This is a genomic window from Paenibacillus sp. FJAT-26967 (assembly GCF_001541095.1).
Taxonomy (GTDB): domain Bacteria; phylum Bacillota; class Bacilli; order Paenibacillales; family NBRC-103111; genus Paenibacillus_F.
In genome coordinates this window covers 383,424-395,955 of the sequence record NZ_LMXH01000001.1, presented here as the reverse complement: position 1 = coordinate 395,955, position 12,532 = coordinate 383,424, and the positions used below count along the sequence as shown (strand labels likewise).

Here is a 12,532-nt window from a genome sequence, read left to right as displayed (position 1 = left end):
CGGCTATTTGCGCCTCCTTTTCTTACTCCATTTCGTCCAGATCAGCATGCCGACAAACATAAGAACGACAATGCCGACGAGAAGGACACTTTGCATCAAGTATTCCATGCTCAGTTTCTTCTCTTCCGCACCTTCTGCGGCTGCTGCAATATACATAAGATTCATCCGTTTATTCAAGACCTTTCTTCTCGGCTGAGTGCCGCTTCTTAACTACGTTTAAGTGTAGTCCCAGGCACCCATGCCGTCAAGTAGAGGAGTTTTTCTTCCCATGTCTTCATAGTAATCGTGTGTACGCACTCGTACTTATTTGAACCGGGCCAGAATGGCCCATCTCCGCTGTTTGCGTCTGCTGTACTTTGGAAGGCTGCGGTATACTTCCAGCGATTCACGAAAAGCCGCTTTTGCCTCGGGCTCTCGATTCAGTTTCTTATATAACAGTCCCAGCCTATAATAAGCCTCAACGGATGAGGATTGTTCTTGTCGAAAACGCTCCAGCCATTCCACAGCCTTGTGCGGGTCTTTGTGCGCGAATGCTTCACCAAGCTGGAGATACGGATCTCCGAATCTGACCCGGGGATTAATTTGCAGTGCTTTGTCCATGTATGACTGACCCTCATCCAGCTCTCCGAGCTTCAGCAGACAAAGTCCGATTTCATAAGCCACGTCCGCGGATTCTTCCATAACCGGTTCCACTTCCCGCAGATAGCTGAGCGCATCCCTGTACTTTCCTGATTCCATTAAGGATCTGGCGAGATCCAGTTTGGATGAAGCGTGATGAGGATTTGCGCGGAGCTCTTGTTTTAAACGCGAAATACGCCTCAAGCGCTTGATGGGACGCATCAGACTGGGCGACAGACCGATAAATCGGCGGTCAATTACATATAGAATGACAAGCAGAATCAGCAGAGCCAGTATGGGGCTTCTTGTGATGTATAATAGAAAAGAAAACAAGAACACTTTACCCAACAAACGAATCTCTCCTTCCAACATGACCTTACGCATCCTATGGTACCATAATTTCCCGTGAATCTCACTGAGCTTTTGTGGCACTGTCCCGTGTGACAGCCTTGTGACATTAAGCTGTCGGTTCCGTTTTTTTCTAGAGGCGGAAGTGAGTTTTCCCGCTGTATTTAGTATAATGAGATTCAGTAGTTACAAACTGTACGTACCAAGTTGGAAAGGGCTGCTGCCAGTCATGAACGAAGAGCAAGCACGTAAGTGGAGCCATACCAGAAGGAAAGGCCCCGGCCGGTTTGTCGCTTTGCATTACGCCTTACCCGCCAGTTTTATTCTAACCGCCTTGGTTACACTCCTGGAATTTGTAGGAAACGGCGAGCTTATTCCGATCTGGCTGCCGATCCGGATTATCGTATTTGGATTTGTCGGCTTTTTTATCGGAATGTTTCAATTCCAGTCCAAAGACAAAAAGTACTTGGAAGCTGCACCGGGATTCGGACTTCCTATCGCTTTTGAAACCAAGCACTCTCGTTAACAAGCCTTGTCCGGTACACATCCCGGCACACCAAAAAAGATCGCTTCTATCGTCCAAGACGAAGCAGCGATCTTTTTTGGTGTGCGATGTTCTGCTTCTACTATATAAGCAGTGAGGATTCGCCGGACTCGCCGGACTCGCCGGCAACATCTGAAGGCGCTCCTTCAAAACCCGATTGCAGCTCATGCTTGACGTCTCCATATTCAAGCAATTGCCTCTTAAATTGTTCTCTTTGCTCCTCAGTCCCTATACCGGCAGCCGCAAACAGCTCTGCCGAAATTTCCTTGTAAGCACTTGGCTCATTATTATTATACCAGTCAAAGGAATGATCCCCTTCGCTGCGGTAAATATCGCCGATGACCAAGTTACCTTCATCCCGTCCTGCAGCGGCGGCTGTGTATAAGGATGAAGAAGACTGCTGAATCTTGGCCATAAGAGGCTGCTGAAAGCCCTCCAGGGCAAATTCAACATCCGCAACCTTTATTCCGGCTTCATTTGTCACTTTGAGCACTTTAGCATGTCTGATTTTGTTCATAGCTGCCTCCCAATCGTTAACATCACTTGCCTGTAGTATGCCCGATTGGAGGGCTATTATTGCGGTGTGATCCGTGCCGGACAAAGGGATCAATTTTAACGGCAAAGTCATCGCTTCACCGACCTAAGAAGACCGTCTGCAAAGTCTGGCCTTCAGCAGTCAGGTTCTGCCCCGCCTGCGGAGGAGCCTCACCGCACTGTACACGATCACGACCAGCAGGATGCCGAGCGAATCCACGCCAACATCTATAGCATGTCCTGTGCGGTTGGGTACGAAGGACTGATGCCACTCATCCGAAGCCGCGTAGAGAACAGATAAGGCGCTTGCAAGCAGCACAGTTCTCAGATAAGGGAGCCTGCGGGCAAGAAACATGCGGATAAACAAAAACACAAGAATGCCGAACTCAGCCATATGAGCGCCCTTACGGATGAAAAATTCAACAAAATCATAAGGCTCACGCCATGTAACCAGCCCGCCGTCATAAGTGAATTCTACCTGCGGCACCCATTTCACGATAACCTCTTCAGGTATCAGATCACGGAAAAAAGGGCGCATATCCTGATCCTGGTAGGACTCGGCTGATTTAACAAAAATAACGATCATCCAGCAGATAGCGGCGGCAAGCCACCACCAGTAAGCACGAGATCTTGTTTTTCCCGCCAACATCTAATTTAAAATCTCCTTCCCTGGTCCCATTGTTTCAGACTCATTCAGGAATCGCCATATTCTTCCTCATAGGTCTTCTTTCTGGCTTTGACCGGGCCTTCGGCTTTTTTCCGCATGCTGAGCAGTGCAAAGAAATCAATAATAATCACATTCACATACCCGAGTAAATAGAACATGTTGTAGAAGAGCACTTTGTAAGAATCATCCGTAACCTTCGCCCACCATACACATACGAAAACAGTCATCAGAGTATTGAATAAGGTGGAAATTCCGAAGGATAACCACAATTTTTTGGTACGCTGCATCAGTACAAAGCCCATAAGGAGCGTAATTCCGAATGCAAGAAGCGTAAACAGCCAATACAGAGCATTGCTCGACAAAATGTATCCACTCCTGCCCATTTCCTATTCCCCGCGGGGAACGCATGATTTCTATAAGGTTAGCATGAAAAGAGGCCCTGATACAAGAAACGCAGGGCGATCGTTTGCGGCAAAAATCGTACTTTTTTCATCCGAACAACTTAAAAAAATTTAGACTTGCGTTCTTTTTACGATCTATGTATAATACAAATCACGGGACTTTTGAGGGGCCATAGCTCAGCTGGGAGAGCGCATCGCTGGCAGCGATGAGGTCAGGGGTTCGATCCCCCTTGGCTCCACCATAATCCTACTGCTCTCATACACTCTGATCTTCGGATCATGTCAAGTATAGCAGTGACCGTGCGGTCGTGGCGGAATTGGCAGACGCGCTAGATTCAGGTTCTAGTGGTGTAACAGCCGTGGAGGTTCGAGTCCTCTCGACCGCATTCAAGCCGAAGACCTTAATCCATCAATTGGGTTAAGGTCTTTTTGTTTATTCCGGCCCAAGTCGGGCATATAGGAATGTAGAGAATACCCGGTATAAGAATAACTACCCTATCGAAGGAGCAGATGATAATGACTCAGGTGGATACGACTTCTCTTCTCTTGCTCGGTTTGGTGCTGCTCGGGCTGCTCAGCAGCAATGCCACGGTTACGATCGCCATGCTGGTTCTGCTGCTGCTGAGGGTCATGAATGTGCATCAAGCTTTTCCGTTTCTCGAAAAGTATGGGCTGACTGCCGGAGTCATCATCCTGACTATCGGGGTGATGACTCCGATCGCAAGCGGCAAACTGTCGGTACCGTTGATCATGCAGTCCTTTCTTCACTGGAAAACCTTACTCGCCGTTGGAGTCGGTATGGCAGTAGCTTATCTGGGCGGCCGCGGCGCAACCCTCATGACTCATCAGCCCAACGTAGTTGCCGGACTGCTCATCGGAACGGTACTGGGGGTTGCCTTGTTCCGCGGGGTTCCGGTCGGTCCTCTAATCGCGGCAGGCCTGCTGTCGCTGTTAATCGGCAAAGGCTAGGTCAGAGAGCATCCGGAATGTAATCATTCCAGGGAAGAGGGAAACCAAGGACAAGAAAAAAAACCATCGGATAGCCAGCCGATGGATAGCCCGGATAGCAGCACTTTCCCTGATCCAGTTTATTCCGGCATTACCCAGATGATCTGTGCCGTACGAATAAAGAACTGTTTGCCGTCTTCCTGCACGACGATATGATCAGGCTTAACTTGGGCAAGCTTCCCCCGGTTGCTGCCCCTTACGGTTTCCACCACGATGCCTTTGCCTATCAGAGTCTGAAGGGCCGCATACACATAAGGATCAATACTAAATACCGGCTGCGGAATAACCGGAGCCCCTCCGGCATTGGGCGGGCCGGCTAACTCTCCACCCGGGATTCCGGAACTTCCTGTGCTTGGCGGATAAGAACCCACCGCGATTCCGCCCGAAATAGGCTGGCCTTGAGCACCCGGCTGCGCCCCGGGATTCAGCAGATCACCGTCCTGCGGAAAGCCTCCGGGCCATGGAGAACCCGTTTGCAGACCCCCAGGAAATAGCGGATTGACTTGCGGACCTCTGATCCTATGACTCTGCAGCTGCTCATATCCTTGCAGCAAATGCCCCGGCTGGCCTGAGTCCGGATAGGGATAAACGGATTGTCCCGCCCCCCAACCTGCGGGCTCATACTGCCCCCTGTGATCTCGAATAGCCAATTCTAACGCCTCCCCTTTTGTTCTCACCCTCAATCCTATGCGAAGCAGGATCAATTAAGACTGAATTAAGGCTGGCAACATCAGGACACTTGCCTGCGGATAACAAGAGAACCGGCTGCATGCAGCCGGTTCTTTCTTTGGGGGTTATGTATCTGTATTTAACGCGTTATTCAAATTCGTTTTCCCTAAGATCTGTTCCAATTCCTTGAGGAACATATTAATATCTTTAAACTGCCGGTACACAGACGCAAACCGGATATACGCTACCTCATCAACCGGATACAGCTGTTCCATGACGAGTTCACCGATCCGCATACTGTCCACTTCCGCATGGGCCATATTCCTTACGTTCATCTCGACTACAGATACGATTTGCTCCAGCCGGTCGACGGACACCGGTCTCTTCTCACAAGCTCTGATTAATCCCCGGAGAATCTTATCTCGGTTGAACTCCTCACGGCTTCCATCTTTTTTGATCACAATAAGAGGGGTTTCCTCGACCATTTCGAAGGTGGTGAACCGCCGCTGGCACTTCTCACATTCCCGCCGGCGGCGGATGGATTTATTATCGTTAGCTGAACGTGAATCCAGTACCTTGGTTCCGTTATGTTCGCAGAACGGACATTTCATCTCTCTTCACTCTCCTTCCTATTCAAGGTCTTTGTCTTTTTCATTCCCATAAGTTGCTTGTTATCAAGCGCCCGAAAAAGCACATAATACATTTACAAACGACAAGGAGGTGAACAGACATGGGTGCAGGACAATCTCGCGGCAGCAACGTTTTGGTGGTTCCCCAAGCTAATCAAGCTTTGGATCAACTGAAATATGAAGTAGCACAAGAGCTTGGGATCGCCATCCCACAAGACGGTTACTACGGTAACATGGCTACTCGTGACACAGGTGCGATCGGAGGACACATTACTCGCCGCCTTGTGCAAATCGCTGAGCAACAACTGGCAGGCCAATCCGGCCAATCCCGTTAATTTTCATTGCGGGCAATGCTAGTCAAACACAGGAGTACCGGTTCAGGCGGCGGCTAACAACGCCGGCTTGTCCGGTGCTTTTCTTATTGTACAAAGGTGCCTTTGTTATATTCATCGTCATAAAGCTCCGTAAATTTCTTCTGATAAAACAGCACGCGCTGCACATAATGACGGGTTTCCCCGAATGGAATATTCTCGATAGTACTCTCAGTTCCATCCCAAACACCGTTATTCTTCCACTTGTTCACGTTTCCCTGCCCGGCATTGTAGGCCGCAATGGAATATAGCCAATTGCCTTTGTACTGCTTATTCAGCCAAGCCAGATACCAGGAACCGAACTGGATGTTACGGGCGGGATCACGGAAATCCGCTTGACCTTGACCGGAATCCGAAGTCTCCCGAATCCATTCGGCTGTTTCGGGCATGAGCTGCATAATTCCATAGGCGCCTTTCTTGGATTCCCGGTTCGGCTTGAAGTTGGATTCCACCTTAATAATAGCGGCAATAAGAAAAGGATCAACTTTAAACTCCGCGGCATTCTGCTGGATTTCCTCCCTGTAATGGATAGGGTATATTTTTTGTCCGATATAAGTGCCGTTACTGAACAGAAAAAGCACGAAAACGAGCAGCAGCAGAGCGAACACCCGTTTTTTGCGAAACAACCTCATAGCAGTCCCCTATTCAGCATATAAAGTTCCACCTGCTTGTCCGTCTCCTCAATTGCTCCCGAATTATCGATGAGAATGTCTGCAAGTTCCTTTTTACGCTCAATGGGCCATTGCGCCTCAAGCCGGGCTTCCGCCTGCTCTACCGTCAATGTGTCTCTGGCCATAAGCCGCTTCAGTTGAACCTCTCTGGGTACGTATACGACCATGACATGCGAGAACATGCCTTCTAGCCCGGACTCATAAAGAAGAGGAACGTCGACGACCACCAGCTTATCCGGAAAGTCACGTTCGGACGCCTCCATCCTTTCTTTCATTAAACTCCGGATGGAGGGGTGAAGGAGACTTTCCAGTTTCCGTCGTGCTTCTTCACTGCGGAAAACATATTCCCCCAGCTTCTTGCGGTGAAGCGAGCCGTCCGGAAGCAGGATATCTTGTCCGAAATGAGCAGCCACTTCCGCCAATACAGGGCTGCCGGGCTCCACTACTTCACGCGCAATTCGGTCCGCGTCAATCAGAATCGCCCCGCGGCGGACAAGCATGGCCGAAACCGTGCTTTTGCCGCAGGCGATCCCTCCCGTTAGTCCTATATTCATTGCACTCGACTCCTACATGGATTGTTACTGCCTTCCGTATGAGGGAAGGCTTATGTTCAAGGATTTGGATAAGATACATGACCTGCAAGAACCAGGTCTCTATGACCACAGCTTCAAGATTCCCATCAGGATCAGCACGCATCCCGGCAGAACCGATACGGAACGCACCCAGCTTTTACCGGAATAACGGAAACCGATGCTAAGTCCAAGAGCAATAAAGATTCCGCTTGCCAGCGCAATAACGGCTGAGGTCAATAGGGGCGTATAGCCGATTAAGGCGGCACCTATGCCTGCACCGAACGCATCAAGCGATAGAGCGACACCCAGCAGGGTAGCTTCATAGGAAGAGATGTTGCCCGAGCGGTCCACATCCGCCGCCGAAGGTGTGCGTAGAATCTGAATAACCAGTCCCAGACGTTTAATCTCAATCGAGAGCATCTTATGGGCAGGAGAATACACAGAAGCAGAAGTGCTCTCCGTAACCGTTTCACCCGGATGTTCAAGAGGCATTCCGGCCTGCTGAGGCTCCTGTGTTTCCGCAGCTGCATGAACGGCATGCCCGGACAGCAAAGCCACGCCTTCTTCGGCCTCTTCCTGACCTTGTTTCTGGGTGAGGAACTGATACAGCGCCCAGATACCTATTCCGACCAGGATCAGGGCCCCGGCGATGCGGGCATAATCTGGCGATAAATAGACAGACAGCCACACCCCGGCGTTCATGGATAAATAAATGATAATACCCGAGCACAGCGATATGATTGCAATGGATAACAGAGGAATGCGGATTTTACGCAATCCGTACATCATCCCGACTCCAAAGCCGTCCAAACTGACGGCCAGAGCCAGGATCAACAGAGAAAAAACGGTAAGCACACTGATCCCCTCCTGCCTTCATGCTCTACTCCCCATCATATGGAAGGGCAGGAGGAGATGTGCCTAGTTTTGCTTAGGGGACGAAGGGCGGGTACGCTTAAGCGGCTGGCACTTCCAGCAGTAATGGGTACCTCTGCCGCCCACGACCGTCTTATCAATTAATGTGCCGCAATTTACACAAGGCATTCCGCTGCGGCCGTATATTCTGAGCTGATGCTGAAAGCTTCCGCTCTCGCCCTGCCCGTTCACATACGACTTAACCGATGAACCCCCGGCTTCTACGGAATTGCGGAGTGTCACGATAATGGCATCATGCAGCCTCTCCAGCTCCGGCCGGGTCAGCCCGGATGATTCTCTTTCAGGATGAATGCCTGCCAGGAACAGGGCCTCGTCTACATAAATATTCCCTATCCCGACGATGTATGCCTGGTTCAGCAGCAGCGGTTTGATCTTCACTTTGCGTTTGCCTACCGCGCTGCGGAAAGCTTCAAGGGTAAAGGACTCGTCCAGCGGCTCGATCCCCAGCCTCTGAAGCGGGGGTGAGACCAGATCTTCACCGCTGGCGAATAAATGCATCGTGCCGAACTGGCGCACGTCCCGGTACCTGAGCTCCGTTCCGTCCGTAAAATGGAACACGACGTGCGTATGAGTATCCTCAGGGTCACCCGCTTTATAGAGTCCGTACCGGCCTTCCATCCTAAGATGGGACACCAGCACGCCCTCCGATAAGATGAAACGTAGGAACTTCCCCCTGCGCTCCACCCCGGCTATCGTTTGTCCCCGCAGCAGCTCGGCGAACTGCTCCGGCTCCTGCGGCTTCTGGATGATCCGCTTGAGACGGACTTCCACTTCTTCAATGGTCTTACCGGCAACCAGACGCCCTAATGTCCGTTTGACCGTTTCAACCTCCGGCAGTTCCGGCATGCTGTTCACCTCTTCTGCTGCTGTTAAGCAATTTTATTTGGTTTCATACCAGTTAAAGCCATCGTTAACTTCTGCAAGCAGCGGGACATCGAGCTTCAGTGCCCCTTCCATCACTTCAGGAACCAGACGGCGCATAACCTCAAGCTCATCAGGCGGAACCTCAAAAATCAGTTCATCATGTACTTGCAGCAGCATGCGGCTCTTAAGGCCCTCACGCTTAAGTCTTTCATCCATCTGAACCATAGCAAGTTTGATGATATCGGCTGCGGTTCCCTGAATAGGCGTGTTCATGGCCGTTCTTTCGGCAAAAGAACGCAGATTGAAATTCGATGCCGTAATTTCAGGCAAATATCTGCGGCGGTTCAGCAAGGTGGTCACGTAGCCCTTCTCCCGCGCCTCTTTCACAATATCGTCCATATATTGTCTGACGCCTTGGAAGACGGCAAAATACTGCTCGATAAACTGTGACGCTTCTTTACGGGTAATAGACAGGTTCTGCGACAAACCGTAGTCACTAATTCCGTATACGATCCCGAAGTTAACGGCTTTGGCGGAGCGGCGCATATTGGAATCCACCTCGGACTCCGCCACCCCGAAGACGTCCATGGCGGTTTTGGTGTGAATGTCCATGTTATTCGTAAAAGCTTCTTTGAGGTTGGCATCCCCGGATATATGGGCAAGAACACGCAGTTCGATTTGTGAGTAATCCGCCGCCAGAATCGACCAGCCCGGCTCCGAAGGAACGAATACCTTGCGGATTTTGCGGCCCTCCTCCAGACGGATCGGAATATTCTGCAGGTTCGGATACTGGCTGCTGAGTCTTCCCGTAGCCGCAATGGTCTGTCTGTAGTAAGTATGAACTTTGCCCGTCTCCTGACGCACTTCCTTCAGCAGTCCTTCCACATAAGTGGACTGAAGCTTAGCGAGCTGACGGTAGTGAAGTATGCCTTTAACAATATCATGATAAGGCGCCAGCTTCTCCAGCACTTCAGCATCCGTGGAATATCCGGTTTTCGTTTTCTTCTGCACAGGCAGCTGCAGCTTCTCGAACAGCACTTCGCCAAGCTGCTTGGGTGAATTAATATTGAATTCAAAACCGGCATGCCGGTAAATTTCACTCATGGTCCGGTCAATCTGAACGGCCAGCTCGTCTCCAAGCTGTTTCAGAGCCCCCTTGTCCACCTTGATGCCGCGAAGCTCCATGTCGGCAAGAACACCCGAGAGCGGCAGCTCCAGCTCGTAATACAGCTGGAGCATTTCAACCTCCTGCAGCCGCTCGTGAAGTTCGGCATGAAGCCGCTCGATGCGGTCCGCCTTCTGGCAGACGTGCGCAGCAAGCACCTCGGTCTCGGGCAGCCTGAACTTGGCGCCTTTGCCGAAGACCGCTTCGTCCGGTGCAACAGAAGGCACGCCGTACTTGTCCGCCATGCCGCTGAGCGTGAGCGATGTCTCTGTCGGATCGAGCAGATACGCGGCAAGCATCACATCGAACGTCACGCCAGACAGCGTAATCCCGCTCCAGGCGAGAGCCAGCTCCGCGCGGTGGCGGTCCCACGTGCTTTTCTCCGCGCTGCCGTCAGCCAGCCAGTCGCGCAGCGGCTGCGCCTCTGGAGCGGTGAGAACGGATGCGGGGACATAGTATCCCGCATCCGCCGTGCGAAGAGCCGCTCCGATGATCACAGCCGTGTGGGCGTTGTCCCCGGCGGCTTCGACATGGATTGCCCGCACATCCGGGAGTGCAGCTAAGAGCTCACCGATGTTGTCCTCCGATATGAGGCGGACAACAAGCGGCTCTGCCTGCGGAGCATCGGCATCCTCTGCCGCATCGCCGGAGCCCGCGCCGGAGAAATCCATTTTCTCCAGCAGCGATTTAAATTCGAGCTTGCGGAACATAGCCGCCAGCTCAGGTCCTTGCACGCCCGAATAGGCGAGCGCGTTCCACTCGGTGTCCATCGGCACCTCGCGGAAAATCGTCGCGATCTCTTTACTCATGCGCGCTGAATCGGCATGATCGCGGATCTTCTCTTTCATCTTGCCCTTCATATCGTCTGCATGCTCCAGTACGGATTCTACGGAACCGTACTCATGCAGCAGCTTAAGCGCCGTCTTCTCCCCCACGCCAGGGATACCCGGAATATTATCAGAGGAATCCCCCATCAGCCCTTTGAGGTCGATAATTTGAGAAGGCGTGAGCCCGTATTTCTCCTGAATCTCTGCGGGATCGTACCGGTCCACCTCGCTGATTCCTTTGCGGGTGAGCGCCACGGTCACCTTATCCGATACCAGCTGCAGCATGTCTTTATCGCCGCTGACTACAAGCACCTCTTTGCCTTCCTCCTGCGCGGTGCGGGTCAGTGTACCGATAATATCGTCGGCCTCATAGCCTTCCAGCTCAAACTGACGGATACCAAAAGCCGGAAGAAGCTCCTTCAGCAGAGGGAACTGCTCGGAAAGTTCAGGAGGTGTTTTGGACCGGCCTCCTTTGTATTCGGAATAATCCTTATGCCTGAAGGTAACCTTCCCCGCATCAAAGGCAACAAGAAAATGCGTCGGCTTCTCCTCTTCTATGAGTCTGAGCAGCATCGTTGTAAATCCGTAAACGGCATTGGTATGCAGACCGGCCGCATTGCTTAGCAGCGGAAGGGCGTAGAAAGCCCTGCTGGCGATACTATTTCCATCTATAAGAATCAATTTTTCTTTTTCCACACTTACACCCCGATTTTGGACATATACGTTCATGATAGCACAGCCAGGACGAATATGAAAAAGTTTCAACCCGGTAATTTTTGCGCCGATGGCGCTCTGTCCGGGGTGATGTTCTCTGACTCAGGCACATAGACTGTTAATACGTTATAAAGCCGGCAATCCGTCTTTTTGGCTGCTTCAAGTTCCGGCTCAGCAGGAAAGGAGGACTGCAAATGAGTCCCTTTTTTTTCCCGGCTCCCAAGAAAATCATTTTCTTCGATATGAATAATACACTGGTGGACCGCAGGCAATGTTTTGATTCCGCATTCGCGGAAGTGCTTGGGGAATACACGGGAAGGTGGGAACAGGACGCCGGCCTCTTGACAGCGGATGATGCTTTGCAGATCTACAAGCAGGAGTGGCAGAAGCTGCGCAAACTGAGACCCCGCAATCAGCGGCCCAGTGAAGAAATGCGCACCGCCTGCCTGGAGAAAGCGCTGGAAACTTACCCGCTTCCTGTCAATGAGGCTTTTGCCCGGATCTTCTTTGAACAGGTAGAGGAAACAGAAGGCAGCTATGTCCGCTTGTTCCCGGGCGTTGAAGAGACTCTAGCAGCTTTGGGCGAGAGATATCAGCTTGCGATCATCAGCAACGGCAGCCGCAAGAGATTGGAACGGGATCTTACCCGTCTTAGGCTATCCTCATTTTTCCCTGAAAACCGCCGCTTTAGCTCGGTCCAGAATGGTCCGCGCAAACCTCATCCCGGCTTATACCGTACGGCACTGAAGGAAACCGGCATTAATCCGAGTCAAGGCGTCATGGTAGGCAACTCCTGGAAGAACGACATTATCGGCTCGACACGGTGCGGCCTGGATGCCGTCTGGATTTATCCTCCCCATCTGAAAAAGCTGTCACAGCGCCGGATCGGCCGCCAGAAGGTCGTTATCATCCGATCTGTCAAACAGCTGGTTCAAGTCTTGTAGCCAGCCGCCCCTTAGGGCGGTTTTTTCATTACATGAAAAAAAGGCCCCTGTAA

General features: G+C 51.5%; 16 protein-coding genes and 2 tRNA genes. 6 read left to right on the top strand and 12 right to left on the bottom strand.

Features of this window, described 5'->3' with window-relative positions; translation table 11 throughout:
- Nucleotides 1–3: 3 nt before the first annotated feature.
- Nucleotides 4–177, bottom strand: coding sequence for a hypothetical protein (locus AR333_RS24875; RefSeq protein ID WP_172798772.1), 174 nt, complete (start codon nt 175–177; stop codon nt 4–6).
- 126 nt (nt 178–303) lie between these two features.
- Nucleotides 304–990, bottom strand: coding sequence for a lipopolysaccharide assembly protein LapB (locus AR333_RS01810; protein ID WP_253735693.1), 687 nt, complete (start codon nt 988–990; stop codon nt 304–306).
- Nucleotides 991–1,195: 205 nt separating this feature from the next.
- Between AR333_RS01810 and AR333_RS01805 the strand changes: the two genes are divergently transcribed.
- The gene (locus tag AR333_RS01805; RefSeq protein WP_068773638.1) at nt 1,196–1,492 is read left to right on the top strand and encodes a hypothetical protein; all 297 of its coding nucleotides are present in this window, start codon (nt 1,196–1,198) and stop codon (nt 1,490–1,492) included.
- Nucleotides 1,493–1,592: 100 nt separating this feature from the next.
- Here the strand turns inward: AR333_RS01805 and AR333_RS01800 are convergent, their stop codons facing one another.
- The 3 genes from AR333_RS01800 to AR333_RS01790 all read right to left on the bottom strand — a co-directional run bounded on the left by AR333_RS01800 (nt 1,593) and on the right by AR333_RS01790 (nt 3,073).
- Complete coding sequence (locus AR333_RS01800; RefSeq protein WP_068773637.1) at nt 1,593–2,027, bottom strand: hypothetical protein; 435 nt, start codon at nt 2,025–2,027, stop codon at nt 1,593–1,595.
- Nucleotides 2,028–2,186: 159 nt separating this feature from the next.
- Nucleotides 2,187–2,693: a VanZ family protein gene (locus tag AR333_RS01795; RefSeq protein ID WP_068773636.1), complete on the bottom strand. Its 507-nt coding sequence runs from the start codon at nt 2,691–2,693 to the stop codon at nt 2,187–2,189.
- 44 nt (nt 2,694–2,737) lie between these two features.
- Nucleotides 2,738–3,073 carry a hypothetical protein gene (locus AR333_RS01790; RefSeq protein ID WP_068773635.1) on the bottom strand — a complete coding sequence of 112 codons (336 nt, stop codon included), beginning with the start codon at nt 3,071–3,073 and terminating at the stop codon, nt 2,738–2,740.
- A gap of 205 nt (nt 3,074–3,278) precedes the next feature.
- Here AR333_RS01790 and AR333_RS01785 point away from each other — a divergent pair.
- The 3 genes from AR333_RS01785 (at nt 3,279) to AR333_RS01775 (ending at nt 4,081) form a co-directional block, all read left to right on the top strand.
- Nucleotides 3,279–3,354, top strand: a tRNA-Ala gene (locus AR333_RS01785).
- Nucleotides 3,355–3,414: 60 nt separating this feature from the next.
- Nucleotides 3,415–3,498 (top strand) — tRNA-Leu (locus AR333_RS01780).
- Between the two features lie 130 nt (nt 3,499–3,628).
- Nucleotides 3,629–4,081, top strand: coding sequence for a DUF441 domain-containing protein (locus AR333_RS01775; RefSeq protein WP_068773634.1), 453 nt, complete (start codon nt 3,629–3,631; stop codon nt 4,079–4,081).
- A 119-nt stretch (nt 4,082–4,200) separates the two neighbouring features.
- Here the strand turns inward: AR333_RS01775 and AR333_RS25240 are convergent, their stop codons facing one another.
- Nucleotides 4,201–4,770 carry a YuzF family protein gene (locus AR333_RS25240; RefSeq protein WP_156430809.1) on the bottom strand — a complete coding sequence of 190 codons (570 nt, stop codon included), beginning with the start codon at nt 4,768–4,770 and terminating at the stop codon, nt 4,201–4,203.
- A gap of 144 nt (nt 4,771–4,914) precedes the next feature.
- On the bottom strand, nt 4,915–5,400 hold the full coding sequence (gene nrdR / locus AR333_RS01765; RefSeq protein ID WP_068773633.1) for a transcriptional regulator NrdR: 486 nt from the start codon (nt 5,398–5,400) through the stop codon (nt 4,915–4,917).
- A gap of 119 nt (nt 5,401–5,519) precedes the next feature.
- On the opposite strand from nrdR, the gene AR333_RS01760 reads away from it, so the two are divergent.
- Nucleotides 5,520–5,753, top strand: a complete 234-nt coding sequence (locus tag AR333_RS01760) for an alpha/beta-type small acid-soluble spore protein (RefSeq protein WP_068773632.1) — start codon at nt 5,520–5,522, stop codon at nt 5,751–5,753.
- 83 nt (nt 5,754–5,836) lie between these two features.
- Here AR333_RS01760 and AR333_RS01755 read toward each other — a convergent pair whose 3' ends face one another.
- The 5 genes from AR333_RS01755 to polA form a co-directional block, all read right to left on the bottom strand.
- Nucleotides 5,837–6,421 carry a lytic transglycosylase domain-containing protein gene (locus AR333_RS01755; protein WP_068773631.1) on the bottom strand — a complete coding sequence of 195 codons (585 nt, stop codon included), beginning with the start codon at nt 6,419–6,421 and terminating at the stop codon, nt 5,837–5,839.
- Nucleotides 6,418–7,014, bottom strand: a complete 597-nt coding sequence (coaE, locus tag AR333_RS01750; protein ID WP_068773630.1) for a dephospho-CoA kinase — start codon at nt 7,012–7,014, stop codon at nt 6,418–6,420. Before coaE ends, AR333_RS01755 begins: the two co-directional genes overlap by 4 nt.
- A gap of 99 nt (nt 7,015–7,113) precedes the next feature.
- Nucleotides 7,114–7,887 carry an MntP/YtaF family protein gene (locus AR333_RS01745; RefSeq protein ID WP_068773629.1) on the bottom strand — a complete coding sequence of 258 codons (774 nt, stop codon included), beginning with the start codon at nt 7,885–7,887 and terminating at the stop codon, nt 7,114–7,116.
- A gap of 63 nt (nt 7,888–7,950) precedes the next feature.
- Nucleotides 7,951–8,811 carry a DNA-formamidopyrimidine glycosylase gene (mutM, locus tag AR333_RS01740; protein ID WP_068773628.1) on the bottom strand — a complete coding sequence of 287 codons (861 nt, stop codon included), beginning with the start codon at nt 8,809–8,811 and terminating at the stop codon, nt 7,951–7,953.
- Nucleotides 8,812–8,844: 33 nt separating this feature from the next.
- On the bottom strand, nt 8,845–11,550 hold the full coding sequence (gene polA / locus AR333_RS01735; RefSeq protein ID WP_068773627.1) for a DNA polymerase I: 2,706 nt from the start codon (nt 11,548–11,550) through the stop codon (nt 8,845–8,847).
- A 179-nt stretch (nt 11,551–11,729) separates the two neighbouring features.
- On the opposite strand from polA, the gene AR333_RS01730 reads away from it, so the two are divergent.
- Complete coding sequence (locus tag AR333_RS01730; RefSeq protein WP_068773626.1) at nt 11,730–12,479, top strand: HAD family hydrolase; 750 nt, start codon at nt 11,730–11,732, stop codon at nt 12,477–12,479.
- The last annotated feature ends 53 nt before the right edge of the window (nt 12,480–12,532 follow it).